This is a genomic window from Streptomyces sp. NPDC098789 (genome assembly GCF_044759975.1).
In the GTDB taxonomy this organism is placed as follows: Bacteria; Actinomycetota; Actinomycetes; order Streptomycetales; family Streptomycetaceae; genus Streptomyces.
Genome location: NZ_JBIWAJ010000003.1, coordinates 600,203 through 624,519, shown reverse-complemented (window position 1 = coordinate 624,519; position 24,317 = coordinate 600,203). Strand labels below are relative to the sequence as shown.

Here is a 24,317-nt window from a genome sequence, read left to right as displayed (position 1 = left end):
GATGGTCGACCACGCGACCACCACCGGCGGGCTGTCCTGCCTGGTCACCGGCGCCACCGGATACATCGGCGGCCGTCTGGTGCCCGAGCTCCTGGACGCGGGCCACCGGGTCCGCTGCATGGCCCGCTCGCCCGAACGGCTGCGCGACCATCCCTGGGCCGGCCGCGCCGAGGTGGTGCGCGGGGACGTCACCGACGCGGACTCGGTGGCCGCCGCCCTGCGGGGGATCGACGTCGCCTACTACCTCGTGCACGCGCTGGGCACCGGCCCCGGGTTCGAGGAGCGGGACCGCTCCGCCGCCCGGATCTTCGCCGCCCGGGCCCGCGCGGCCGGGGTCCGCCGGATCGTCTACCTCGGCGGCCTGACCCCGGCCGGGGTCCCGCCGCGCGAGCTGTCCCCGCACCTGCGCTCACGGGCCGAGGTCGGCGAGATCCTCCTCGGCTCGGGCGTGCCCACCACCGTGCTGCGCGCCGCGGTCATCATCGGCTCCGGTTCGGCGTCCTTCGAGATGCTGCGCTACCTCACCGAGCGGCTCCCGGTGATGGTCACCCCGAGTTGGGTCGGCACCCGGATCCAGCCGATCGCCGTGCGCGACGTGCTGCGCTACCTCGTCGGCTCCGCCACCATGCCCGCCGACGTCAGCCGCGCCTTCGACATCGGCGGGCCGGACGTGGTCACCTACGAGCAGATGATGCGGCGCTACGCCGTCGTCGCGGGTCTGCCGCACCGGCTGATCCTGCGCGTCCCGATGCTCACCCCGCGCCTGTCCAGCCACTGGATCGGGCTGGTCACGCCCGTGCCGCGGGCGCTGGCCCGGCCGCTGGCCGAGTCCCTGCGCCACGAGGTGGTCTGCGACGAGCACGACATCGCGCGCCACGTCCCCGATCCGCCCGGCACCCCGATCGGCTTCGACCTGGCCCTGACACTGGCCCTGCGCCGGGTGCGCGAGGCGGACGTCAGCACCCGCTGGTCCTCGGCCTCCCTCCCCGGCGCCCCCAGCGACCCGCTGCCCACCGACCCGGACTGGGCCGGCGGCAGCCTCTACACCGACTGCCGGGAGCGGGAGGTGGACGCCTCGCCGCAGGCGCTGTGGCGGGTGGTGGAGGGGATCGGCGGGGAGAACGGCTGGTACTCCTTCCCGCTGGCCTGGGCGGTACGGGGCTGGCTCGACCGGCTCGTCGGCGGGGCCGGGATCCGGCGCGGCCGGCGCGACGCGGCCCGGCTGCGGGTGGGGGACTCCCTCGACTTCTGGCGGGTGGAGGAGATCGAACCGGGGCGGCTGCTGCGGCTGCGCGCCGAGATGCGGCTGCCGGGGCTCGCCTGGCTGGAGCTGTACGTGGAGGAGGACGGCCGGGGCCAGGGCGCGGCGGGCGGGCACCCCGGTGCCCGGTTCCGCCAGCGCGCCCTGTTCCACCCGCGCGGGCTCCTCGGGCACGTCTACTGGTGGAGCGTGTCCCCCTTCCACGCGGTGGTCTTCGGCGGCATGGCCCGCAACATCGCCCGCGCGGCGGCCTCGCTCCCCGCCCTCCCCGCGACCCCCGTCCCCCCGGTCGCATCCGAAGGGACCGGCGGGGCCGAAGTACCGCACGACAGTCGCCCCCCATCCTGACGCGGAGCCCGTCCATGAACGTCGCGGTCGTCCTCTACACCTCCGACCTGCGCCTGCACGACCATCCGCCGATGCGGGCCGCGCTCTCCTCCTCCGCCGAGGTGGTGCCGCTGTTCGTCCGGGACCGGGGCGTCGAGGCGACCGGATTCACCGCCCCCAACCGGCTCGCCTTCCTCGCCGACTGCCTGGTCGCCCTCGACGCCGGACTGCGCGAGCGCGGCGGTCGCCTCGTCGTGCGCTCCGGGGACGTGGTCGACCAGGTGTGCGCGGTGGTCCGCGAGGCCGACGCGGACGAGGTCCACATGGCGGCCGGGGTCAGCGCCTACGCCCACGGCCGGGAGGAGCGGCTGCGCGCCGCGCTGGAGCGCGAGGGGCGGCGGCTCTACGTGCACGACGCGGTGGTGACGGCGCTCGCCCCCGGCGCCGTGACGCCGGCGGGCTCCGACCACTTCGCGGTCTTCACCCCCTACTTCCGCCGCTGGTCCGATCAGCCCCCGCAGCCCCTCGCGCGCGCCCCGCGCGCGATCCGGGTGCCCGAGGCGGTGGGCTCGGAGCCGCTGCCCGAACGGTCCGCGGTGCGCGGCACCTCGCCGGGCCTGGCCCGCGGCGGCGAGGACGAGGCCCGGTCCCGGTTCGCCGCCTGGCTGCGCGACGGGGTGGCGCGCTACGAGGACGTGCACGACGACATGGCGGGCGACGCCACCTCCCGGCTCTCCCCCCACCTGCACTTCGGCACCCTCTCGCCCGCGGAGTGCGTCCACCGGGCGCGGGCGGCGGGCGGCCCCGGCGCGGAGGCCTTCGTGCGGCAGCTGTGCTGGCGGGACTTCCACCACCAGGTGCTCGCGGCCCGCCCGGCCGTCGCGCACGTGGACTACCGGGTCCGGTACGACCGCTGGCGCACCGACGCGGCGGCCGCCGAGGAGGTCGAGGCCTGGAAGGAGGGCCGCACCGGCTACCCGGTCGTCGACGCGGCCATGCGCCAGCTGCGGCACGAGGGCTGGATGCACAACCGGGGCCGGCTGCTCGCCGCGAGCTTCCTCGCCAAGACGCTCTACGTCGACTGGCGGACCGGCGCCCGGCACTTCCTGGACCTGCTCGTCGACGGGGACCTCGCGAACAACCAGCTCAACTGGCAGTGGGTGGCCGGGACCGGCACCGACACCCGGCCCAACCGGGTCCTCAACCCCGTCCGGCAGGCCCGGCGCTACGACCCGCACGGCCACTACGTCCACCGCTGGGTGCCGGAACTGGCGGACCTGCCCGCACCCGAGGTCTTCGAGCCCTGGCGGCTGACCGGGCTGGAGCGGGCCCGGTACGACTATCCGCACCCGGTGGTGGACCTCGCCGACGCGCTGGGCCGCTTCAAGCAGGCCCGCGCCGCATCGTGACGGATCACAGCGTCACGGACCGCAGCGTGACGGACCGGTCCGTGGTGGGCCGCACCGTGGCGGACCGCGGGGCGGATGGCCGTATCGTGACGGGAGTGGACCGTGCGCACCCCACCCCGGAGCCGCCGCCCGTGCCGTGGCCGCTGAGCACCGGCGCCGTCGCCCGGCGCCTGGGCGTCTCGCCCACCACCCTGCGCTCCTGGGAGCGCCGCTACTCCATCGGCCCCGCCCGCCGGGAGGACGGCAGGCACCGCCGCTGGACCCCGCACGACATCGCCCGCCTGGAACTGATGTGCCACCTGACCTCCCAGGGGGTGCCGCCCGCCGAAGCCGCCCGCGCCGCCCTCGCGGGTCCCGCCGGAGCGGCTCCGGAGGCCGTCCCGACCCCGACCCCGCCCCCGCCCCCGCCGCCGGCAGCGCCGGCCGCGCCGCCCACGTCGCGCGGTGCCAAGGCGCCGGGCGGGCGCAACGCGCTGCCGCTGGGGGAGGTCCGCCCCGAGTGCCGGGGGCTCGCGCGGGCCGCCGTACGACTGGACGCGCCCGCGGTGGCGGAGCTGCTGGAGGCGGCCCTGGCCGCGCACGGGCCCGTCACCGCCTGGGAGGAGATCATCGCCCCCACCCTGCACGCGGTCGGCCGCAAGTGGGCCTCCGCGGGGGAGCGCTACGTGGAGGTGGAGCACCTGCTGTCCTGGCTCGTCTCCGGTGCGCTGGGCCGGGTGCGGCCCGCCGCCGAGGGCCCGGGTCGGGCTCCGGTGCTCCTCGCCTGCGCGCCGGGGGAGCTGCACAGCCTCCCGATGGAGGCGCTCTGCGCGGCGCTCGGCGAACGGGGCCTGCCGGTGCGGATGTTCGGTCCCGCGCTGCCCGCCGACGCGCTGCTCGAAGCGGTCCGCCGGATCGGGCCCTGCGCCGTCGTGCTCTGGTCCCAGGTCCGCACGACGGCGGACCGCTCGCTGGTGCGGTCGGTCTCGGCCGTCGAATGGGGACTGCGCGGCGCGCGCGCCCACCCGTGGCTGCTGCTCGCGGGCCCGGGCTGGGGCGCGGGCGGCCCGCCGCTACCGGGCGCGGACCGGCTCCACGCGCTGCGCTCGGCCGTCGACGTCATCGAGGCGCTGGCAGCGGCTGCGCCTGCAGGGCGCTCCGCAGGCACTGCAGCGCGCGCCGCATGTGACTCTTGACCGTCCCCAGCGGCATTCCGGTGCGGGCCGCGATCTGGGTCTGGGTCAGGTCCCCGTAGTACGCCAGCCGCAGGATCCGCTGCTGGGCGGACGGCAGCCGGGCCAGCTCGCCCAGCACGAACACCCGGTCCAGGGCCTGCTCCGGCCCGGCCGCGCCCGCGGACGTCGGCGCGCCCGCGCACAGGGTCCCGGCGGCGGCCACCGCCCGGGCCCGCCGGGTGCGCGCGGCCAGTGCGTCCGCCACCTTGTGACGGGTGATGCCGACCAGCCAGCCGCCCAGGTCGCCGCTGGCGGGCCGATAGCCGCCGCGGCCGCGCCAGGCGGCGAGGAACACCTGCTGGGTCACGTCCTCGGCCTCCCGGTCGTCCCCCAGCCAACGGCGGGCGAGGGAGTGCACGAGCGGCCGCCAGCGGAGGTAGACGGCCGTCATGCCGTCCTCGTCGCCGGCGAGGAAGAGCGCCGCGAGCCGGGCGTCCTCGGCGTCGTCGGCCGTGCCGTCGTCGCCGGTGCGCTGGGCTCGTCCGAGGTCCGGGTGGTCCTTGAGGTCCATGGACCCAGCCTCGTGAGCACCACCGGCCCCTTCAACTCGCATCGTTTCTGCATCGGATTCCGCCGGGAGCGCTGCCCCCTCCGCACGGCCGTGCCCGCCCCCGAACGGGCACGGCCGCACGGCGTCCCCGGGAGCAGGGTCTGCTGCGGGCGGGGCGCCCGCGGAACCGGTGCGGTCGTGGTCGACGTGTCGTCGTGGAGAACGTACGTGCGCCGAGGGGCGGTGCTCGCCCATCCGCGGGTTGAAATGCGCCTACCCCCCTGGGTGTAGACCCTGTACAACCATGAGTGGTCCTGAGGGGGGTGACGTGCGAGGTTCTTCGCGCTGGAGGACGTCGGCGCCGGTGTCGGCACATCCGGCGGTCGTCCGGATCCGGGCGGCGCTGCCGATCGCGGGGGACGCCGCCTACGCGCTCGGGGGGCTGTGGATCTCCGCGACCATGCTCGCCAACTGGCCCGATCCCCACGGCTACTGGCGCGACGGCGACGTCCTCGCCTACGTGCTGCTGGGCGCGATCCTCCTGCCGCAGGTGCTGCGGCGCCGCTTCCCGGCGGCCGTGCTCGTCAGTACGGTGCTGTGGACGGCCTGCTACTTCACCCGCGGCTACTACCACGTACCCGCCGTGGGCTGCCTGTTGCTCCCCCTGTACACGGTCGCCGCCCGCCGGGAGCGGCGGGTTTCGGCCAGCTGCGCCGTCCTGGTGCTCCTCGTCGAGCTGTGGGGCTCGCGGCTGGCCGAACCGGGGATCGGCGCACTCAGCGCCGGCTTCGTCGTGGCCGCCACGATCGTCGGCTGGAAGGCGGGCGACGGGGCCAGGCGCCTGCGCGACCTGACCCTGCGGCTGCGCCGGGAGCAGGAGGAGAAGGCGCGCCGGGCCGTGATGGAGGAGCGCATCCAGATCGCCCGCGAACTGCACGACGTGATCGCGCACCACGTCTCGGTGATCGCCGTCCAGACCGGTGTCGCGGGGTACGTGGTCACCACCGACCCCGCGACGGCGCGCTCCGCCCTCGACGTCATCGCGGCCAGTGCCCGCGAGGCACTGGGCGAGATGCGCCGGATGCTCGTGGTCCTGCGCGCGGCCGACCGGGTTCCGGCCGCCCCGGGCGCGGCGGCCGAACCGGCGCCCGAGGTGCCGGGGCTGGGGCGGCTCGGCGAGCTCGCGGCGCGCGTCTCGGCGGCCGGGGTCCCGGTGCGGGTGCGGGTCACCGGGAGCGCGTACGCGCTCCCGCCCGGGATCGACCTCTGCGCGTACCGCGTGGTCCAGGAGGCGCTGACCAACGTCATGAAGCATGCCCCGGCCGCCCGCACCACCGTCCACGTCCACTACGCGAGGGACTCCGTGTCGGTCCTGGTCAGGGACGAGGGAGCGGCCCAGCGGGTTTCGGCCACCCGGTCCCCGTCCTCCGGCCAGGGCTTGATCGGCATGCGCGAGCGGGCGACGATCTACCACGGCACGGTGGTGACCCGGTCCGTCCCGGAAGGCGGTTTCGAGGTCAGCCTGACCGTCCCGGTGCCCCGTCCGGTCGCCGCCCGGTGAGGAGCGCCGGGCGACGGAACCGGCTCGTCCGGACCCATCGGTAAGCACAGGAAGCACGGGAAGCGGGGGAGCGCGGATGCCGTCTGTACTCGTCGTCGACGATCAGTTCCTGATCCGGTCGGGGCTGACCGCGCTGCTCCGGGCCGCTCCCGGCTTCGAGCCCGTCGGCGAGGCGGCGGACGGCGAGGAGGCGGTGCGCCTCGCGGCCGAGACCCGCCCCGACGTCGTCCTCATGGACATCCGGATGCCGGGCGCCGACGGGATCGCCACCACCGAGCGCATCCTGGCGGCCGCCGCCGCGGACCCGGCCGCCGGTCCGGGCCCGCGGGTGCTCGTACTGACCACCTTCGGCACCGACGAGTACGTCTACCGGGCGCTACGCGCCGGCGCGGGTGGGTTCCTGGTCAAGGACACCCCGCCGGAGCGGCTGCTCGCCGCCATCGAGACCGTCCACGCCGGCGAGATGCTCTTCAGCCCCGGCGCGCTGACCGGTCTGATCGAGAGCTGCGCCCCGGTGCTCCGCACCCCGTGGGCCGGGCTGGACGTGCTCACGCCGCGGGAGCGGGAAGTGCTCGGCCTGGTCGGGGCCGGGCTGTCCAACGCCGACATCGCGCGCCGGCTGGTCCTGAGCCCGGCCACCGTCAAGACCCACGTGCACCACTGCATGAGCAAGCTCGCGCTGTCCAGCCGCGCGCAGGCGGTCGTCCTCGCCCACGAGCACGGTCTCGTCGCCCGGAGCACGTGAACCGCGCTCCGGCACCCGCCGCGTCACGGGCCGGGGCATCACCAGCAGGGCGATGCCGAGCAGCGCGGTCGCCACGGCCGCGTCCAGCCAGTAGTGGTTGGCCGTACCGACTATCACGGTCAGGGTCAGCAGCGGGTGCAGCAGCCACAGGTACCGCCACCGCCCGCGGGTGACCGCGATCATGCCGATCGCGAGCATCAGCGCCCAGCCGAAGTGCAGCGAGGGCATCGCCGCGAACTGGTTGGCCATGTGGTCCTGGGCGGGCGCGGCGCCGTAGACCGTCGGCCCGTAGACCTGGCCGGTGTCGATCAGGTGCGCCGAGTCGAGCAGCCGCGGCGGGGCCAGCGGGAAGCCGAGGTGCACGACCAGCCCGACGGCGGTGAGCGCCGCGAGCACGCGGCGGGCCCACAGGTAGTGGCCGGGCCGGCGCAGGTACAGCCAGATCAGGAAGGCCGCGGTGGCCGGGAAGTGGACGGCCGCGTAGTAGGTGTTCGCGAGGTGGACGACGGCGTCGCTGTGCAGGAGCAGGTCCTGGACCCGGCCCTCGCCCGGCAGTCCCAGGGCGCGCTCGGCGTCCCAGACGCGGCCCGCGTTGCGGAAGGCGTCGTCGGTGTGGCCCGACGTCAGCATCCGGCCGCCCTTGTACACGGCGAAGAGGACCGCGACGAGCAACAGCTCGGGTATCGCGCGGGGCCGCCCGACGGCCGTGGTGCGCTGGGTCATGCCCCGGTCTCTTTCCTCTGCGACTATCGATACGACAATGTATCGATACGAGAGTGTACCGATACGTCTGCGTTCCGGTACGCTGCCGTATCGAAGGGCACCGCACCCGCCACCCGCCCCGCCGTCCGCCGAAGGAGAGCCGCTCATGACGTCGTCGCCGTTGCCGACGGCCGCCGCGCGCCGCTCCAAGATCACCCCGGAGCGGGAGCAGGAATTCTTCGACGCGGTCCTCGAACAGCTCCGCGAGCACGGCTACGAGGCCCTGACCATGGAGGGCGTCGCGGCCCGCGCCAATTGTGGCAAGTCCACGCTCTACCGACAGTGGAGGACCAAGCCGCGCCTGGTCGCCGCGGCCCTGCGCTCGGCGCGGAGCGACCGCAGCCTCGCCGCCGTGGACACCGGAACCCTCGCCGGGGACCTCCGCGCGGTCGCCCGCATCGCGGCCGGCACCTCGGGCCGTGACACCCGCCTCACCCAGGCCCTCGGCCACGCCGTCATGAACGACGAGGAACTCCAGGGAGCCCTGCGCGAGGCGCTGGTCGAACCCGAACTCGCCGCCTTCGACGTGATGGTGGCCCGCGGCGTCGCCCGCGGCGAGATCGCCGCGGGGCACCCCGCCGTGGAGTTCCTCCCGGCGCAGTTGATGGGCGTCCTGCGGATCCGCCCCGTCCTGGAGGGCCGCTACGCCGACGCCGACTACCTCGTCCGCTTCGTCGATGCCGCGCTGCTCCCCGCACTGGGCCTGGCTCCGGGCCCCTGAAGACCGGCGGGCGGCCGTCTCCGATGACCGGACGGCCCGCCTGCCCGCGCTGCCTCGTGGGGACGGTGGCAGCGCACCCCCGCGGACCGGGCGGCGGACGCTCCAACAGGAGCGGCCGCCACCCGGTCCGCGTTCGTTTCAGGCGCCGGCCCCGGGGGTGTCGCCCATGGTCCGGAGGTACTCGTCCGGACCGGCCGTCGAGCCGTGCACGGCCGCGTCCAGGGACCACGCGCCCCCGGCGTCCCGCGTGAACACCGCGACCGTGGCCGCCGTGGCGCCGGTCACGCCCGCGACCGGGCCCTCGGTGACGAGGTCGACGTACCCCTCGCGGATCCGCAGGGCCAAGCCGCCGATGTCGCCGAAGGTCTTCGAGCCGTCGTCGCCCTGGATGACCACGCCCACGACCACGCGGCGCAGCCGCTCCGACATCCGGTCGAGTTCGAGGGTCATCACCTCGTCGAAGCCGAACCCCTGGCCGGTGCGGCTGTCCCGGTTCAGGGTGACGGTGCCGTCGGGGGCCCGATGGTCGAAATGGACGACGTACTCGGGCGTGCCCCGCAGATCACCCTCCGCGTACACCGCCGCGATGATGTCGAGGTCGTTCGCGGGCTCACCGGACGCGCTGGGGTCCCATTTCAGCGCCACCTCCACCCGGGCCAGACTCTTGCGTACTCCACTCACCGAACTCCCCCTCCAGGTCATGTGCGTTGCCCCCGTACCCCGTCATGCTGTCACGGGGATCTTCGCGCCCGACCGGATCGTTATCCTCAAGTTTCGCTCAGATGTAGTGACGCTGCGCTCACGGGCTTTCTAGCTTCTCCAAGCAAGCCGTTACCATCGGAGAGAGTCCAGCATGAAGGTTTCCCAGGCCGGTGCGGTCGCCGCAACGATCGCCCTAGCCCTGACCACCTCCGGGTGCGGCGGGAACGACGACGCCAAACACACGATCCCGATCGGCATCAAGTTCGATCAACCCGGCCTCGGGTACCGGGCGGCGGACGGCACGTTCTCCGGGTTCGACGTGGACGTCGCCCGCTACGTGGCCAAGGAACTGGGTTACAAGCCCAGCGAGATCGAGTTCAAGCAGGTCTTCAGCGCCGACCGGGAACTGCTGATCCAGTTCAACGAGGTCAAGTTCGTCGCGGCGAGCTATTCGATCAACGACAAGCGCAAGTCCAAGGTCGACTTCGCCGGGCCGTACTTCCTGGCCCACCAGGACCTGCTGGTCCGTTCCTCCCAGGCCGACATCACCAAGGCCGAGGACCTCAACCACAAGAAGCTCTGCTCGGTGACCGGCTCCACCTCCGCCGAGAACATCAAGAGCAACCTCGCCCCCAAGGCGGAGCTGCTGGAGCTGCCCGGCTACTCCGAGTGCCTCGTCGCCCTCCAGGACAGCCAGCTCGACGCGCTGACCACGGACAACACCATCCTCGCCGGCTACGCCGCGCAGGAGGGGAACCAGGGCAAGTTCAAGCTGGCCGGATTGAACCTGAGCAAGGAGAACTACGGCATCGGGATCAAGAAGGGCGACAAGGAGCTCCAGAAGAAGATCAACGCCGCGCTGCGCAAGATGGAGCAGGACGGGTCCTGGGAGAAGTTCGTCAAGAGCAACTTCGGGGCGGCCAACTACAAGAACGAGCCCGCCCCGGCGATCACCGAAGGCAGCTGACCCGACCGTCGTCCCGGCCGCCCCGGTGACGGGACACCCCCTAGGCGGTCGGGACCGGTCCCCGCATGTGCTGACTGATCCACTGGATCAGGCCGCCGTCGTACATGCCGGGGACGTAGCTGTAGGCGTCGTGCCCGCCGCCCTCGTCGACCCGGAACTTCGTCTTGACCGGGCCGACCCCGTACTGCTTGATGAACTTCTCGATGGGCGGCCGGTTGCGGATGTCACTGCCCTTGGTGCCGACCTGGAAGCCCAGGTAGACCTCGGGGCCCTGGCGGTCCAGCAGCTTCTGCGCGAGTTCCGGAGGGCTGTTCTCGGCCTTCTCCCGCGGGTGTCCGTTCCACAGCCGGGAGTCGGGAACGATGTCGGGCCCTCCGGCGATCACGGCCTTGAACTGGTCCGGCTTCTGCAGCACCGCCTTGAGCCCCGCGAAGCCGCCCGAGGAACTGCCCATGAAGGCCCACCCGTCGCGCGAAGCGATGGTGCGGAAGGTGGCCCGGACCAGGTCCGGCACGTCCTCGGTCAGCCAGGTGCCCATCTTGGGCTGGCCGGGGATGTCGCTCCCGTCCCAGTAGAGGCCGTCCCTGTCGGTCTGCGGGTTGAGGACGGGCATGGCCAGGATGAAGGGCAGGCTGCTGCCCTCCCGTGACCACTTGGAAATGCTGGACTCCAGCTTGAGGTGCGGGTCCATCCAGTAGTTGTTCGGGTACCCGGGGCCGCCCGGCAGGGCGATCATCACGGGGAACCCGCTGTGTGCGTAACGGGGTTCCTTGTACTGCGGGGGCACCCACAGCCAGACCCTTCCGGTGAACCCGGACTTCTTCCCCTCCAAGTTCGTGACCATGACCTTGGTGCCGTCCTCGGGGACGGTGGCGGCGATCCGCAGCTCCGGCCGGGGTCCGGTCGGCATCAGGGTCAGCGGATCGGCGGGTGCGACCGCCGGATCGCCGGCCCGGACCGGTGGCCGGCCCTGGCCCTGGTCCTGTTCCTGGTCGACGCGGACGATGTCACCCGTGTCCGAGAACACGTCGTCGTACGCCAGCGCGCATCCGACCGCGCCGCCCGCCAGCACGACCGCGGCCACGGCGCCGATCCAGCGACCCCGGAGCGTCCTGCGCGGCGGGGCGGTCAGCGGCGGCGACGACGGCTCCGGGGGTGGTGGTGTGCGGTGTTCCATGGGGCCGCTCCTGTTGCCTCGTCGCCGTGTTGTCGCCCTGGCGTCACGGTAGGAGAGGCCGGGCCGAATACCGCGGTTCGCCACCAACGGGTATGAACCGCGCGAACGGTGAGCCGTGTTCGGCCAGCAGCGCGTGCTCGAAGCTGCGCGATAATGCGTCACTTCGAGCATCTTCCTTCACGTGAACCTGTGGGCGCGCTATGTTGCCCGGTGCATGCCAAAGAGCTGTGTCCGTTTCCCGGACCGCACGAGGAGCTGCCCCATGAGACTCACCCCCCACCTCCTGCCACCGCTCCCACCCCTGTTCCGGCGATCCCGGCGCCCCGGCGGGACCCCGCCCCGGCGCCGCGCCCACCTCGCCGCGCTCCTGGCCGGCGCCCTCGCCGTGGCGGGCCTGGCCGCCGCGGGACCGGCGGCCTCCACGGCCGAGGCCGCGCCCACCGACTCCGCCGCGGCCGCGTCCACGGCCGGCAACGCCACCGGAGTGAGCCAGTCCGCAAACACCTTCACCGTGACCTCCACCAGCGGCGCCAAGGTCCGCGTGGTGGTCGCGCGGGCCGATGTCTTCCGGCTCTGGCTCTCCCCGGACGGCGCCTTCACCAACGATCCCGCGGGCTCCGACCTGGCCCCCACCACCGACTTCGGCCCGGTGAACGCCGGATACACCGACGCCGGCAGCTATTACAAGATCACCACGGGTTCCACCGCCGGCTCCGTCTCGATCCGGGTGAACAAGTCGCCGTTGCAGTTCTCCGTCTACCGGGCCGACAACACCACCCTCGTCTGGCAGGAGTCCCAGCCGACCAGCTGGACCGCCGGTCAGACCACCCAGTACCTGGCCCGCGGCGCCGACGAGCAGTTCTACGGAACCGGCCTGCGGCTGGGGGAGTGGGCGCTGCGCGGCAAGACCGTGCCGGTGGCCGTGGACAACAAGTGGCGGGAGAACAACAACGCCAGCCCCGCGCCCTTCTACATGTCGACCAACAACTACGGCGTCATGCGCAACACCTGGGCCCCGGGTTCGTACGCCTTCAACGCCCCCAGCGCGCTGACCCACGACGAGAAGCGCTTCGACGCCTGGTACTTCACCGGCGATTCCCTCAAGTCCGTGCTCGACGCCTACACCGATGTCAGCGGCAAGCCGTTCATGGCCCCCCTGTGGGGCTTCGAGCTCGGCAACGCCGACTGTTTCAACGCCTCCAACCCCGCATACCAAGGTGACCACGACCGGCTGCGCCACCAGAGCACCCCGGACGTCGTCGGCTACGCGAGCGACGCCCGCGCCGCCGACATGCCCTCCGGCTGGTTCCTGCCCAACGACGGCTACGGCTGCGGCTACACCGCGCCCCTCAAGTCCACCGTCGACGCCCTGAAGGCCAAGGGCTTCCAGACCGGACTGTGGACCTCCACCGGGCTCGGCTCCATCAAGGACGAGGTGTCCGTGGCGGGCAGCCGGGGGGTCAAGACGGACGTCGCCTGGATCGGCGGCGGCTACAAGACCGCCTTCACCGGCGTCCAGCAGGCCGTCGACGGCATCGAGAAGAACTCCGACGCCCGCCGCTACGTGTGGACCGTCGACGGCTGGGCGGGCACCCAGCGCAACGCCGTCGTCTGGACCGGGGACACCAACGGCACCTGGGACGACATGCGCTGGCACGTCCCCGCCATCGCGGGCGCCGGCCTGTCCGGCCTGAACTACGCCTCGGGGGACGTCGACGGCATCTTCGGCGGCAGCCCCAAGACCTACGCCCGCGACCTCCAGTGGAAGGCCTTCACCCCGGCCTTCATGACCATGTCCGGGTGGGGCGCGACCGGCCCGAGCGCCGGCTACCAGGACAAGCAGCCCTGGCGGTTCGCCGAGCCCTACCTGTCCATCAACCGCAAGTACCTCCAGCTCAAGATGCGCCTGATGCCGTACCTCTACACGATGAGCTCCGTCGCCCACGACACCGGCGTGCCCAGCACCCGCGCCATGGTCCTGGACTACCCCGACGACCCGGTGGCCCGCGGCAACCTCACCAGCGGCCAGTTCATGGCCGGGGACTCCTTCCTCGTCGCCCCGGTCGTCTCCGACACCGCCGTCCGCGACGGGATCTACCTCCCCGCCGGGACCTGGACCGACTACTGGACGGGCAGGACCTACGCCGGACCGGGCTGGCTGAACGGCTATGCGGCCCCCCTCGACACCCTGCCCCTGTTCGTCAAGGGCGGAGCCATCGTGCCGATGTGGCCCCAGATGAACTACGCCGGCGAGAAGCCGGTCTCCACCCTCACCTACGACATCACCCCGCGCGGCAACTCCGCCTTCTCCCTCTACGAGGACGACGGCCTCACCCGAGCCCACCAGAACGGCGCCTTCGCCCACCAGCAGGTCGACGTCAGCGCGCCGACCACCGGCTCCGGCACCGTCACGGTCTCCGTCGGCGCCCCCACCGGCAGCTACGCGGGCAAGCCCGCCTCCCGCGGCTACGAGTTCACCCTCCACGTGGCCTCGGCCCCCGCCACCGTCACCGCGGACGCCGCCGCCCTCACCCGCCTCGGCTCCAAGAGCGCCTACGACGCGGCGACGACCGGATGGTTCTTCGACCCGGCCGACCGGGCGGGCGTGCTGTGGGTCAAGACCGGGACGAAGTCCGCGGCCTTCACCGTCTCCGCCACCGGTACGACGCTCCCCGCGGCCCAGCCGATCCCGACCTCCGCCACCCCCGTCCCGCAGGCAGGCTGGTCCCTGATCTCCGCGGACAGCCAGGAGACGAGCGGCGAGAACGGCGCCGCCGCCAACGCCTTCGACGGCAACCCGGCCACCCTCTGGCACACCGCCTGGTCCTCCGGCACCCCGGCGGCGCTGCCGCACGAGATCCGCATCGACCTCGGCGCCCGCTACGCGGTGGACGGCCTCGGCTACCTGCCCCGCCAGGACGGCGGGAGCAACGGCCGGATCGGCGGCTACGAGGTGTACCTCTCCGACAGCACCACCGACTGGGGCTCCCCGGTGGCCACCGGGACGCTCGCCGACACCGCGGCGGCCAAGACCGTACCGCTGGCCGCTAAGACCGGCCGCTACCTGCGGCTGAAGGCGCTCACCGAAGCGGGCGGCCGCGGGCCCTGGACCAGCGCGGCCGAGATCACCCTCACCGGGCGGCCCGCGCCGCTGCCCACCGACGCCACCCTGGTCAACGGCGCCTCGGGCAGCTGCGCGGACCTGCCGCACAGCGCCACTGCACCGGGCACCGAACCCACGCTGTACACCTGCCACGGCGGGCCCAACCAGCACTGGAGCCTGACGGGCGACGGCCGGCTCACCGGGCTCGGCGGGGTCTGCCTCGACTCGACGGCCGGGGCCACCGGCGCCGTGACCGTACGGGCCTGCGCCCCCGCCCCGGTCCCGGCCGCGCAGAGTTGGCAGCAGGGGCCGGACGGCAGCCTGCGCACCGCCGGTCAATGCCTGGTCCCGACCGGCTCCGCCGCGGCCAACGGGACCACGTTCGGGCTGGCCGCCTGCACGGGCGCCGCGGCGCAGCGCTGGACCTTCACCCCCTGACGGACACCGGGGCCGCGGCGGCCGGGGCGGGATCCTCCGCCCCGGCCGCACCCCTGTCCGCGCCGGTACCCGTCCGCGCACCCCTGTCCGCGCGGGCCTCGGCGACCAGCTCGGCGGTCAGCGCCTCGACGTAGGGCTGCGGCGCGCGCCGGCGCACCGCGATCACCCCGAGGTACCGGGCCGGCCGCGGCGGTTCGACCTCGACCGCCACCGCTCCCGGCCCCGGGGCCAGTGAGACCCGGGGCACGAGCGAGACCCCCACACCCGCCGTGACCAGCGACTGCGCGAAGAAGTAGTCGGTCGTGGAGGCGGCGACGCGCAGCTCGAAACCGGCCTGCGCCGCGTACCGCCGCAGGTACGCCTCCGTCTTCAGGCAGCCCAGCACCCAGCGCTCGGCCGCCAGCTCGCCGAGCTCCAGCGAGCCCCGTTCCGCGAGCCGGTGGCCGCGCGGCAGCACCACCGACAGCGGATCGTCCATCAGCGGCGTCCAGTCCAGCGCGGGCCGGCTCCCGGGCCCCGAGGGCTGCGGACCGTCGAAGTGGTAGGTCAGGGCCAGATCGGCCGCGCCCCGGCGGACCATCGGCACCGCCTCCTCCGGCTCGGCCTCCAGGACGGTCAGCTCGACCTCGGGGAGCGCGGCCACGAAGCGCGCCAGCGCTCCTGGCAGCATGTGGCGGCCACCGCTGGTGAAGGTGGCCAGGGTCAGCCGGGGGCGCGCCGCGCCCAGCCGGTCGATCCGCCGCCGCACCCGATCGAGCTCGTCGGAGATCGACTCCGCCGCTTCGACCAGCAGCCGGCCGGGCTCGGTGAGGGTGACCCCGCGGGTGCTGCGCACCGCGACCGGGTGACCGAGCGTCCGCTCCAGCACCGCGATGTGCTGCGAGACCGCCGACGGGGTGAGCAGCAGTGCCCCGGCGGCCTTGTTGAAGCTGCCGTGCTCGGCGACGGCCCGCAGCACGCGCAGCCGCTGCACATCGATCATCAGTTTTCCTTCATACGGGTGCAGCAAGTGGTCGGTTCCGCTGGGGACCGGCCGGCGGCAGAGTCGAGGGCATGCGAAACATATGCGTCATCGGCGGAAGCCGGTACTTCGGCAAGCACCTGGTCGCCCTGGAGCGGGACGCCGGCCACGCGGTCACCGTCATCAACCGCGGCTCCGGCGAGCCGCTGCCCGGCACCACGCGTCTCGTCGCCGACCGCGACGACGAGCGGCAGCTGCGCGAGGCCCTGGGCGAGCGCACCTTCGACGTGGTCATCGACCAGATCTGCTACACCCCGCGGCAGGCCGCCCTCGCCCGCCGGGTCTTCGCGGGGCGCACCGGGCGGTACGTGATGACCTCGACCATGGAGGTGTACGACCCCGCGACCTTCGCCGTCCCGCCCGTCCCGCCCGTCGCGAACGCCGGGGCGAGCACGGGCGCCGCGCTCACCGAGGACCACCTCGACCTCGCCGCCCTGTCCCCGGCGCGCGGTGGCGGCGCGCCGGACCCCGCGACCGCCTACGCCGAGGGCAAGCGCCGGGCCGAAGCGGTGCTCTTGAGCGACCCGGAGTTCGACACCGTGTCCGTCCGCACCGCCCACGTGCTCGGCGGCGGCGCCGCGGACTTCACCGGGCGGCTCGCCCACTACGTCGAGCGGATCGCCGCGGGTCGCCCCCTCGACGTCCACCCCGACCCCCGCCCGACCTCCTTCGTGCACCACGAGGAGATCGCCCGCTTCCTGCACTGGGCGGCGGCCGGCACCTTCACCGGACCCGTCAACGCCGCCTCCCACGGCGCGCTCGACGTGACCGGACTGGCCGAGCTGATCGCCGCCGGGGGCGGCCCGCGCCCCCGCTACCGCACGGTGCACGACGGCGCCGCCTCCCCCTTCTCCTTCGACCGTTCCTACGCGATGGACAACGAGCGGGCCGCCCGCCTCGGCTTCGCCTTCTCCCGGGTCGCCGACTGGCTGCCGGGGGCCGCGGCGGAGGCACGTGCGCAGGCTGCCTGAAGAAGTGGTCCGACGGTCCTCTGTCGGCCACCACGCAGCCCCGTCGACTGTGCCAATGGCCCAGTCATCGGAGGGCGAGTTGAGCCGTTGGGCCTCCGGATGGTTATCTGTGCCGTATCCATGTACTTACGGCGCCGTGCAGCGCCGGACGGCGACGAGGCCGCTCCGGACCACGGTGCCTTCGCCGTGTCCGCCCACGCCCACCACCCCGGGCCGTCGCGCGACCGGCGAGCGCACCATCGCAAGGGGGGCGGCACACCGCCGTGAAGAGGATGTTCGTGGCTCCGGATCCGGGGCGTCTGAGACTGCGCAACTCACTGCGCGCCGTGGTCGGGATCGGCCTCGCCGTCACCGCCGCCGAGCTGTGCGGCTTCTCGCTCACCGCCTCCATCACCGGAGGCCTGACCGCACTGCTCGCCCTGTTCACCGTGACCGACGCCAGCGTGCGCGCCCAGCGGGCGACCACGGCCCTGCTGCCGGTGGCCGGGTTCCCGGTGCTGGCCCTGGCCACGTGCCTGCACGGTGTCCCGCTCGCCCGCGACGCGGCGTTCCTCGTCGTCGTCCTCTGCGGGGTCTACGCCCGCCGCTGGGGCCCGCGCGGCCACGCCCTCGGCATCTTCGCCTTCATGAGCTTCTTCGTCACCCAGTTCCTGCACGCCGTCCCCGCCCAGCTGCCCGAGCTCTACGCCGCCGTGGCGCTCGCCCTGCTGGCCGCGGGCACGGTGCGGTTCCTGCTGTGGCCCATCGAGCGGCGCAACCCGCCCGCCGCCGTGCCCCCGGGGCTGCCCGGGCGCGGCTTCGCCCGCCCCACCACCCGCCAGGCCCTCCAGGCCACGGCCGCCTGCGCGGTCGCCCTGTCCCTCGGCCAGTTCTTCTCCGAGGACCGCTGGTACTGGGCCGTCGGCACCACGTGGTGGATCTTCGTCAACACCGCCTCGCGGGGCGAGACGCTGGTCCGGGGCTTTCGCCGGGTGCTCGGTACGGTCATCGGCATCGTCGTCGGCCTGCTGATCGCGATCCCGCTGCACGGCGCCCCCGCGCCGACCGCCGCGCTGGTCGCCGTGTGCGTCTTCGGCATCTTCTACACCGCCCCCGTGTCCTACAGCTGGATGATGCTCGCCGTCACCGTGATGGCCGGGCTGCTCTACGGCCTCCTCGGCGTGCTGAACCCGGCCCTGTTGGTCCTGCGGCTGGTGGAGACCGGGGTCGGGGCGGTGTGCGCCGCGCTCGCCGTTGTCCTCGTCCTGCCCGTCACCACCCACGCCACCAACGACGCCTGGATCCAGCGCGCCCTGCGCTGCGTGCACGCGGCCACCGCGGCCGCCGCGGCGCGCCTCGCCGGCTCGCCGACCGCCGATCCGGCCCCGCACGCCGCGGAGCTGGAGCTGCTCCTGGCGCGCGTACGGATGGCGCTCGCGCCCCTCGTCCATCCGCTGAGCCCCTTCCGCGACCGCCGGGCCCGCGCCCGCCGGGTCATCGCCCTGCTGGACGACTGCGCCCGCGAGGTGCGCGGCCTCGCCGCCGTCGCGGCCGATCCCTCCGCCTCCCACGACGCCCGGCTCGCCGCCGCCTGCTGGCGGGTGGAGGCCGCCGTGGAGGCGCTGACCGCGCCCATCACCGACCTCGGCCAGGACCGGGAGCCCGCGGTCGCCGCCACGCCCCCGCCGCTGGCCGAGCCCGCGCTCGCCCACCTGCACGGGCTGGAGCGGGCGCTCGCCGAACTGGCGCACCCGCTGCGCTCGGACCGGCCCTCCCCGCTGGTCAGCGCCGGCTGAAGGCCGTCGCCCGGTGGGTGACGTCCCGGGCGCCGGTGGCGAAGTCGACGTCGTTCACGCGCGGTCTCCCGTCGTGCCCGCGGCGAGCGAGTCGGCGAGGTAGCCGTCGAGGTCGGGGCGGTCGGGGGCGAGCAGGTGGCGCACCCAGGCGTCGCGCTCGTGGAGCAGGGGCGCCAGTTCCCAGACGCAGCCGATCAGCCCCGGCCCGATGCGGACGAAGCGCGTCGGATCGGTGTCCGGACAACCGAGCACCGGCTGGCCCGCCGCCGCGCCGACGAAGTGCAGCGCGTTGTCCCAGGCCCAGCTGTAGACGTTGAGGTAGGCGCCGGTGTCCCCGCCCCGGTGGAGGACGACGAAGGACGCGGGCGGCGTCCCGTCCGGCTCGGGCAGCAGCTCGGGCAGGAGCGCGTAGGCCGCCCGCTCCACCCCGGGCTCGATCCCGGCGGGGTCGTAGGTGACGTGGTAGCGCTTGATCCGCCGGCCGCCCACCTCGATCGGCGCGGGCACGGTCAACAGCTTCTCGGTGAAGGTCATGGCTGGACCGTAGGACGTCTTCACTGACACCTTGTGTCAGTGAAGACGCCGTGAAATCCAGCCGCCTGCTGTCGATCCTGCTGCTGCTCCAGACCCGCGGACGGATGACCGCCGCCCGCCTCGCCGAGGAGCTGGAGGTCTCCGTCCGGACCGTCTACCGCGACATCGACGCCCTGCTGGCCGCCGGGGTCCCGCTGCGCGCCGACGCGGGACACGACGGCGGCTACCGGCTGCTGGAGGGCTACCGCACCCGGCTCACCGGACTGAACGCGGACGAGGCGGAGGCCCTCTTCCTCACCGGCGTCCCGGGACCCGCCGCCGAACTGGGTCTGGGCACCTCGCTCGCCGCCGCCCAGCTGAAGCTGCGCGCGGCGCTCCCGCCCGAGCTGCGCGCCCAGGCCGATCGGATGCGCTCGCGGTTCCACCTCGACGCCCCCGGCTGGTACGCCCGGGACACCGGGGTGCCGTTCCTCCCGCAGGTCGCCGACGCGGTGTGGCGCAGCCGGGTGATCGAGGTCCGCTACCGCCGTTGGAAGGCACCGACCGACGTGGACCGGCGGCTGGAGCCCTACGGTCTGGTCCTCAAGGCCGGGCGCTGGTACCTCGTCGCCGGGCCGGGACCGGGGGCGCGGACCTATCGGGTGGACCAGATCCTGGAGCTCTCGGTGGCGTCGGAGGGGTTCGAGCCCCCGGCGGACTTCGATCTGGCCGCGCACTGGGCCGAGGCGCGGGTCGGGTTCCACGCGCGGCTGCACCGCGGGGAGGCGGTCGTACGGATCTCGGCGCGCGGCGCGGCGGCCCTGGAGGGGGCCGCGGCCACGGCCCTGGCCGAAACCGGAACGCCCGAGGAGGGCGGCTGGACGCGCGCGGTGCTGCCCATCGAGTCCGTCGACCACGCGCACGGCACGTTCCTGGCCCTGGGCGCGGAGGTAGAAGTGCTCGCCCCGCCGGAGCTGCGGGCGAGGATCGCGACCACCGTCGCGGAGCTGGCCCGGCGCTACGGTGCGTGGCCGAATACCGCTGGTTGAGCCTTCGTCGTGCCGCGGATCCTATGCCGGCGCCCCGACTGACGCAGCCATTCGCGCACATTTCACTCGAACGGGTGTTCCGGGGTCAGCTGTCTTACGCGGCTGACCTGCGGCCCGTACAAAGAGTGATGGCGCATCGCACATTCATCTGACATGTACAGGGTGGATCTGCCCGGACAGGGGGTAACCGCACGAAATGGAAATTCTGCATCAGACGCCGACGGCCCATCAGGTGTGGGAAGAGGCGCAGGAGTTCATCGGGCTGTTCCACCGGGAGAATCCGGAGGCGGGCGATCCGGCCATGCGACTCGAAGCCGTACGGGCGGAGTTGGCGGAGACCGGAACCTACCGGCACACCCACGACGAGGTCGTCCACGGGGCCCGCGTCGCCTGGCGCAACAGTAACCGGTGCATAGGTCGGCTGTACTGGAACTCGCTGCGCGTGCGCGACCGCAGAGGGCTCACCGGGGCGGACGAGATAGCCGAGGAGTGCTTCGAGCACCTGCGGGACGCGACCAACGGCGGGCGGGTGCGTCCCACGATCACCGTCTTCGCCCCGGACGCCCCCCACCGCCCCGGGCCGCTGATCTGGAGCGAGCAGCTGATCCGCTACGCCGGATACGGCGACGAGGACTCGATCCCGGTGGGCGACCCGCGCAACGCGTCCCTGACCCGGACCCTGTGCCGACTGGGCTGGACCGGCGCCCGCGGCGGCGCCTTCGACCTGCTGCCCCTCGTGGTGCAGGGCTGTGACGACAAGCCCCGCTGGTTCGAACTCCCCGAGGACGCGGTGCTGGAGGTGCCCATCGAGCACCCGGAGGGCGACCACTGGGCGGACTGGGGGCTGCGCTGGCACGCGGTTCCGGCGATCTCCAACATGTGCCTGGAGATCGGCGGCATCCACTACCCGGCCGCCCCCTTCAACGGCTGGTACATGGGGACCGAGATCGGCTCCCGCAACCTCGGGGACGAGGACCGCTACAACCTGCTGCCCGAGGTGGCGCGCAGGATGCGCCTGGACACCTCCAGCGACCGCTCGCTGTGGAAGGACCGGGCGATGGTCGAGCTGAACCGGGCCGTGCTCGACTCCTTCGACCGCGCCGGCGTCACCATCGCCGACCACCACACCGAGTCCCGCCGCTTCCTCTCCCACATCGACCGGGAGGAGCGCAAGGGGCGCGAGGTGGGAGCGGACTGGTCCTGGATCGTGCCCCCGATGTCCGGCTCGGCGACCCCGGTCTTCCACCGCACCTACGAGGACCGGAAGCAGAGCCCGGCGTACGTCCAGCACGCCGGCGCGCGGGAACGCGCCCAAGGGCGAGATTTGGTCTAGACCCCTCTGTTACCGTCGGCCCCGGACGAACCGACGGAAAGGGGAAGACCGTGGGAAGTACGGACCGGGGCGGCGAGCGGGCGGACGCGGGCGGGCACGGCGGCGCGGGCGGGACGGCGGCCGGGCCCGCGGAGCCCGGGCCCGCGCGCGGGCGGCGCGCGTACGTCGGCTCGTTCACCTCGACGGGCGGTCGCGGCATCACCACGGCGACCGTCGATCCGGCGAGCGGCGCCCTGACCCCGATCGCCACCACCGACGCCCTCGACGACCCCTCGTACCTCGTGCTCGGCGCGGGCGGTGCGGACGGCTCCGGCGCTGCGACGCTGTACGCGGTCAGCGAGACCAAGCGCGGCGCCGTCGGAGCCTTCCGGCCGACCGCCGCCGGGCTCGTGCCCCTGGGCTCCCCGGTCGTCGTGGACGCCTCCGGCCCCACGCACCTCAGCCTCGCCGGGGACCACCTGGTCACCGCGAACTACACCTCGGGCAGCGTGAGTACGCTCGCCCGCGCCGCCGACGGGCGCCCGACGGGCCCGGCTTCGGTGCTGCGCCACCACGGCTCCGGTCCCGACGCCGACCGGCAGCGGGAGCCGCACGCCCACCAGGTGCTGCCGGATCCGAGCGGGCGTTGGGTGCTCAGCGTGGACCTCGGCACCGACTCGGTCCGCGTGTGCGCCCTCGACCCGGCCTCAGGCGCCCTGCGGGTGCACTCCGAAGCCGCGCTGACGCCGGGTCACGGTCCCCGGCACCTCGCCTTCCACCCCGGCGGAGCGCTGCTCTACGTACTGAACGAGCTGCGGCCGCTGCTGACCGTCTGCCGGTGGGACGCGACCGCCGGGACAGTGGAGCCGGTCGCGGAGCTTCCGGTCGCCCCAGAGGGCGGCTCAGGGGCCGCACGGGCCTATCCCTCGGCCGTCGTCGTCTCGCCGGACGGCCGGTTCCTCTGGGCGGCCGTCCGCGGCATCGACGTGATCGCCGCCGTCGCCCTCCCCGGCGACGGCGCGCGCCCCCAGCTCACGGGCAGCGTGTCCTGCGGTGGTCGGTGGCCGCGCGACCTCGCCCTCGACCCGACCGCTCGGCGGCTGTACGCCGCCAACGAGCACTCCGGGGACGTCACCTGGTTCGACGTGGACCCGCTGACCGGCCTGCCGCGGCGCGCCGGATCCGCCCCGGTGCCCGCCGCCACCTGCGTCGTCTTCGACTGAGGTCCCGACCGGCACGGCCGTGCGGGCGCCTGCGGCGGGCTGTGCCCGTCCGTTTCAGCCGCCCGGCGTTCGAGGTCCGGCTTCGACCGGAGCCGCGGTGAAGGGGTCGGGCCCGCTTCGGCCGCCCGGCGTTCGAGGGCCGGTTCTGACCGGAGCCGCCGTGCGCGTGTCGTGCCCTCCGGGGGCGCCTCAAACGCCGGCGGGGCTGGAAGCGGCGGGGGCCGGGCCCGCTTCAGCCGCCCGGCGTTTGAGGGCCGGCCGGAGGCGAGTCCGACCGGGGTGGCCGTGTGGGCGTCTGCGGCCGGGTGTGCCCGTTTCAGCCGCCCGGCGTTTGAGGGCCCGCCGGAGGCGAGTCCGACCGGGGTGGCCGTGTCGGCGTCTGCGGCCGGGTGTGCCGGCTTCAGCCGCCCGGCGTTTGAGGGCCCGCCGGAGGCAACTTTGGCCGGCACGGCCGGGTGGCCGCCTGCGGCGGGGTGGGCCAACCCAGGGGCGCCTGGAAGGCCGGCGGGCTCCCGCAACCGCGAGAGGGCCCGCCCCCGGACCTGGTGGTCCGGGGCGGGCCCTCGTGCGTACGGGAACGGTCAGTGCACCGGGGCGTCCAGGGTGATGCCCGCCGCACGGCTGTACTGGGCCACGGCGAGCTTGCCGAGCGCCGGGTACGCCCCGAGGGCGTCGGCCGCGGCGCAGCCGGCCTCCTTGCACGCGGTGTCGACCAGACCGTCGGCCGCCTCCGGCCCGATCAGGTAGGGGGCCAGCGCCAGCTGGACGGCGCCGGAGGACTGGCGCAGCTCGTCGGCGACGGCGGCCACGGAACCCTCCTGGTCCAGGGCGGCGGCCATCACCGGCACCGCGAGGCGCGCGGCCAGCAGCATGCCGGTGATACCGGCGGCCTGGACGGCCTCCGGACCACCGGTGGTGGCCAGGATGATGCCGTCGGCGGCGGTGGTCACGGTGAACAGTCGGGCGCGGTCGGCGCGGGCCAGGCCCGCCTCGGAGAGCCGTACGTGCACGGCCTCCGCCAGCAGCGGGTGCGGACCGAGCACGTCGGCCAGCTCGACGGCGGCGGCGCAGTCCATCATCGCCTGGCGGATCCGGCGCAGCAGGTCGCCGTCGGGGCCGACCAGCAGCGGCACCACCACGGCGTCCGGGCCGCTGGGCGGGGGCACCTCCTGCCCGCTCGCGCGGGCGAATTCGGCGCGCGCCGCGCGCTGGTGTCCGATCGCGGTCAGGACGCCCGACAGGGCGGGGAATTCGGCGCCCGGGGTGTCATCGCCGTCGAGGAAACCGATGTGCGCGTCCAGGCCGGGCAGCTCGGAGCGCCCGATGCTCAGGATCTCCTCCGCGTACCCCCGCGAGGCGGCCGAGGGCGCACCGGGCACGGCGAGCACCAGCGCGGGCGCGCCCTCGGGCGCCACCGCGGGCTCGGGCCGGCGGTGCCGTCCGGTCTGGCGGGGTCGCGGCATTCGTACGGGCAGGCCATTCGCGGGCCCAGTGGGGGAGCTCATGGCGCCGCATGCTACTGGCTTTCCCGGACCGGGGGTTCGGGCAGGGCCCGGTCGAGCGGCATCTGTCCGTA

Annotated in this window: 19 protein-coding genes and 1 pseudogene; 13 read left to right on the top strand and 7 right to left on the bottom strand. The window is 74.1% G+C overall.

Annotated features, from left to right (window positions below; translation table 11 throughout):
- The first annotated feature begins 1 nt into the window (after position 1).
- From ACIQWR_RS10055 to ACIQWR_RS10045, 3 genes are all read left to right on the top strand, one after another.
- Positions 2-1,609, top strand: a complete 1,608-nt coding sequence (locus ACIQWR_RS10055; RefSeq protein WP_404006363.1) for an SDR family oxidoreductase — start codon at positions 2-4, stop codon at positions 1,607-1,609.
- Between the two features lie 14 nt (positions 1,610-1,623).
- A complete protein-coding gene (locus tag ACIQWR_RS10050; protein ID WP_404006361.1) occupies positions 1,624-2,997 on the top strand; it encodes a cryptochrome/photolyase family protein in 1,374 nt (457 codons plus the stop codon).
- A 95-nt stretch (positions 2,998-3,092) separates the two neighbouring features.
- Positions 3,093-4,172, top strand: coding sequence for a MerR family transcriptional regulator (locus tag ACIQWR_RS10045; protein WP_404006439.1), 1,080 nt, complete (start codon positions 3,093-3,095; stop codon positions 4,170-4,172).
- On the opposite strand, the gene ACIQWR_RS10040 is transcribed toward ACIQWR_RS10045, so the two are convergent.
- Complete coding sequence (locus ACIQWR_RS10040; RefSeq protein WP_404006360.1) at positions 4,096-4,722, bottom strand: RNA polymerase sigma factor; 627 nt, start codon at positions 4,720-4,722, stop codon at positions 4,096-4,098. The two genes, ACIQWR_RS10045 and ACIQWR_RS10040, sit on opposite strands and share 77 nt — an antisense overlap.
- Positions 4,723-5,065: 343 nt before the next feature.
- Between ACIQWR_RS10040 and ACIQWR_RS10035 the strand changes: the two genes are divergently transcribed.
- Positions 5,066-6,262, top strand: coding sequence for a sensor histidine kinase (locus ACIQWR_RS10035; protein WP_404006358.1), 1,197 nt, complete (start codon positions 5,066-5,068; stop codon positions 6,260-6,262).
- Between the two features lie 76 nt (positions 6,263-6,338).
- Positions 6,339-7,007 carry a response regulator gene (locus ACIQWR_RS10030; protein WP_399258545.1) on the top strand — a complete coding sequence of 223 codons (669 nt, stop codon included), beginning with the start codon at positions 6,339-6,341 and terminating at the stop codon, positions 7,005-7,007.
- Between the two features lie 102 nt (positions 7,008-7,109).
- Here ACIQWR_RS10030 and ACIQWR_RS10025 read toward each other — a convergent pair.
- A pseudogene (locus tag ACIQWR_RS10025) lies at positions 7,110-7,637 on the bottom strand (phosphatase PAP2 family protein); the annotation flags it as partial.
- Positions 7,638-7,875: 238 nt separating this feature from the next.
- Here ACIQWR_RS10025 and ACIQWR_RS10020 point away from each other — a divergent pair.
- Entirely contained in the window at positions 7,876-8,490 is a 615-nt protein-coding gene (locus tag ACIQWR_RS10020; RefSeq protein ID WP_404006356.1) for a TetR/AcrR family transcriptional regulator, read from the top strand.
- Between the two features lie 138 nt (positions 8,491-8,628).
- Here the strand turns inward: ACIQWR_RS10020 and ACIQWR_RS10015 are convergent, their stop codons facing one another.
- The gene (locus ACIQWR_RS10015) at positions 8,629-9,171 is read right to left on the bottom strand and encodes a TerD family protein (RefSeq protein WP_404006354.1); all 543 of its coding nucleotides are present in this window, start codon (positions 9,169-9,171) and stop codon (positions 8,629-8,631) included.
- A 172-nt stretch (positions 9,172-9,343) separates the two neighbouring features.
- Here ACIQWR_RS10015 and ACIQWR_RS10010 point away from each other — a divergent pair, with 172 nt between their 5' ends.
- On the top strand, positions 9,344-10,159 hold the full coding sequence (locus ACIQWR_RS10010; protein ID WP_404006352.1) for a glutamate ABC transporter substrate-binding protein: 816 nt from the start codon (positions 9,344-9,346) through the stop codon (positions 10,157-10,159).
- Positions 10,160-10,199: 40 nt separating this feature from the next.
- Here ACIQWR_RS10010 and ACIQWR_RS10005 read toward each other — a convergent pair whose 3' ends face one another.
- Entirely contained in the window at positions 10,200-11,336 is a 1,137-nt protein-coding gene (locus ACIQWR_RS10005) for an alpha/beta hydrolase (RefSeq protein ID WP_404006350.1), read from the bottom strand.
- Positions 11,337-11,598: 262 nt separating this feature from the next.
- Here ACIQWR_RS10005 and ACIQWR_RS10000 point away from each other — a divergent pair, with 262 nt between their 5' ends.
- The gene (locus tag ACIQWR_RS10000) at positions 11,599-14,877 is read left to right on the top strand and encodes a TIM-barrel domain-containing protein (RefSeq protein WP_404006348.1); all 3,279 of its coding nucleotides are present in this window, start codon (positions 11,599-11,601) and stop codon (positions 14,875-14,877) included.
- Here ACIQWR_RS10000 and ACIQWR_RS09995 read toward each other — a convergent pair.
- Positions 14,867-15,859 carry a LysR family transcriptional regulator gene (locus ACIQWR_RS09995; RefSeq protein ID WP_404006346.1) on the bottom strand — a complete coding sequence of 331 codons (993 nt, stop codon included), beginning with the start codon at positions 15,857-15,859 and terminating at the stop codon, positions 14,867-14,869. The two genes, ACIQWR_RS10000 and ACIQWR_RS09995, sit on opposite strands and share 11 nt — an antisense overlap.
- Positions 15,860-15,930: 71 nt before the next feature.
- Between ACIQWR_RS09995 and ACIQWR_RS09990 the strand changes: the two genes are divergently transcribed.
- Together ACIQWR_RS09990 and ACIQWR_RS09985 are read left to right on the top strand one after the other, a co-directional pair.
- Positions 15,931-16,869, top strand: a complete 939-nt coding sequence (locus ACIQWR_RS09990; RefSeq protein ID WP_404006344.1) for a reductase — start codon at positions 15,931-15,933, stop codon at positions 16,867-16,869.
- Between the two features lie 272 nt (positions 16,870-17,141).
- Positions 17,142-18,644, top strand: a complete 1,503-nt coding sequence (locus tag ACIQWR_RS09985; RefSeq protein WP_404006438.1) for an FUSC family protein — start codon at positions 17,142-17,144, stop codon at positions 18,642-18,644.
- A gap of 54 nt (positions 18,645-18,698) precedes the next feature.
- Here the strand turns inward: ACIQWR_RS09985 and ACIQWR_RS09980 are convergent, their stop codons facing one another.
- Positions 18,699-19,178 (bottom strand): hypothetical protein, encoded by a 480-nt coding sequence (locus ACIQWR_RS09980; protein ID WP_404006342.1) that lies wholly within the window; start codon positions 19,176-19,178, stop codon positions 18,699-18,701.
- A 50-nt stretch (positions 19,179-19,228) separates the two neighbouring features.
- On the opposite strand from ACIQWR_RS09980, the gene ACIQWR_RS09975 reads away from it, so the two are divergent.
- The 3 genes from ACIQWR_RS09975 to ACIQWR_RS09965 all read left to right on the top strand — a co-directional run bounded on the left by ACIQWR_RS09975 (position 19,229) and on the right by ACIQWR_RS09965 (position 22,741).
- Entirely contained in the window at positions 19,229-20,206 is a 978-nt protein-coding gene (locus tag ACIQWR_RS09975) for a helix-turn-helix transcriptional regulator (RefSeq protein WP_404006341.1), read from the top strand.
- A 196-nt stretch (positions 20,207-20,402) separates the two neighbouring features.
- Positions 20,403-21,539 (top strand): nitric oxide synthase oxygenase, encoded by a 1,137-nt coding sequence (locus ACIQWR_RS09970; RefSeq protein ID WP_404006339.1) that lies wholly within the window; start codon positions 20,403-20,405, stop codon positions 21,537-21,539.
- Between the two features lie 50 nt (positions 21,540-21,589).
- Complete coding sequence (locus ACIQWR_RS09965) at positions 21,590-22,741, top strand: lactonase family protein (RefSeq protein WP_404006337.1); 1,152 nt, start codon at positions 21,590-21,592, stop codon at positions 22,739-22,741.
- Positions 22,742-23,322: 581 nt separating this feature from the next.
- Here the strand turns inward: ACIQWR_RS09965 and ACIQWR_RS09960 are convergent.
- On the bottom strand, positions 23,323-24,246 hold the full coding sequence (locus ACIQWR_RS09960; RefSeq protein ID WP_404006335.1) for a sirohydrochlorin chelatase: 924 nt from the start codon (positions 24,244-24,246) through the stop codon (positions 23,323-23,325).
- Between the last annotated feature and the right edge of the window lie 71 nt (positions 24,247-24,317).

Coding starts and splice junctions, on each gene's coding strand:
- ACIQWR_RS09995 (WP_404006346.1), bottom strand. CDS start 15,859: ATGATCGATGTGCAGCGGCTGCGCGTGCTGCGGGCCGTCGCCGAGCAC.
- ACIQWR_RS09980 (WP_404006342.1), bottom strand. CDS start 19,178: ATGACCTTCACCGAGAAGCTGTTGACCGTGCCCGCGCCGATCGAGGTG.
- ACIQWR_RS10005 (WP_404006350.1), bottom strand. CDS start 11,336: ATGGAACACCGCACACCACCACCCCCGGAGCCGTCGTCGCCGCCGCTG.
- ACIQWR_RS10050 (WP_404006361.1), top strand. CDS start 1,624: ATGAACGTCGCGGTCGTCCTCTACACCTCCGACCTGCGCCTGCACGAC.
- ACIQWR_RS10040 (WP_404006360.1), bottom strand. CDS start 4,722: ATGGACCTCAAGGACCACCCGGACCTCGGACGAGCCCAGCGCACCGGC.
- ACIQWR_RS09970 (WP_404006339.1), top strand. CDS start 20,403: ATGGAAATTCTGCATCAGACGCCGACGGCCCATCAGGTGTGGGAAGAG.
- ACIQWR_RS10010 (WP_404006352.1), top strand. CDS start 9,344: ATGAAGGTTTCCCAGGCCGGTGCGGTCGCCGCAACGATCGCCCTAGCC.
- ACIQWR_RS10030 (WP_399258545.1), top strand. CDS start 6,339: ATGCCGTCTGTACTCGTCGTCGACGATCAGTTCCTGATCCGGTCGGGG.
- ACIQWR_RS09985 (WP_404006438.1), top strand. CDS start 17,142: ATGTTCGTGGCTCCGGATCCGGGGCGTCTGAGACTGCGCAACTCACTG.
- ACIQWR_RS10000 (WP_404006348.1), top strand. CDS start 11,599: ATGAGACTCACCCCCCACCTCCTGCCACCGCTCCCACCCCTGTTCCGG.
- ACIQWR_RS10020 (WP_404006356.1), top strand. CDS start 7,876: ATGACGTCGTCGCCGTTGCCGACGGCCGCCGCGCGCCGCTCCAAGATC.
- ACIQWR_RS09990 (WP_404006344.1), top strand. CDS start 15,931: ATGCGAAACATATGCGTCATCGGCGGAAGCCGGTACTTCGGCAAGCAC.
- ACIQWR_RS10055 (WP_404006363.1), top strand. CDS start 2: ATGGTCGACCACGCGACCACCACCGGCGGGCTGTCCTGCCTGGTCACC.
- ACIQWR_RS09960 (WP_404006335.1), bottom strand. CDS start 24,246: ATGAGCTCCCCCACTGGGCCCGCGAATGGCCTGCCCGTACGAATGCCG.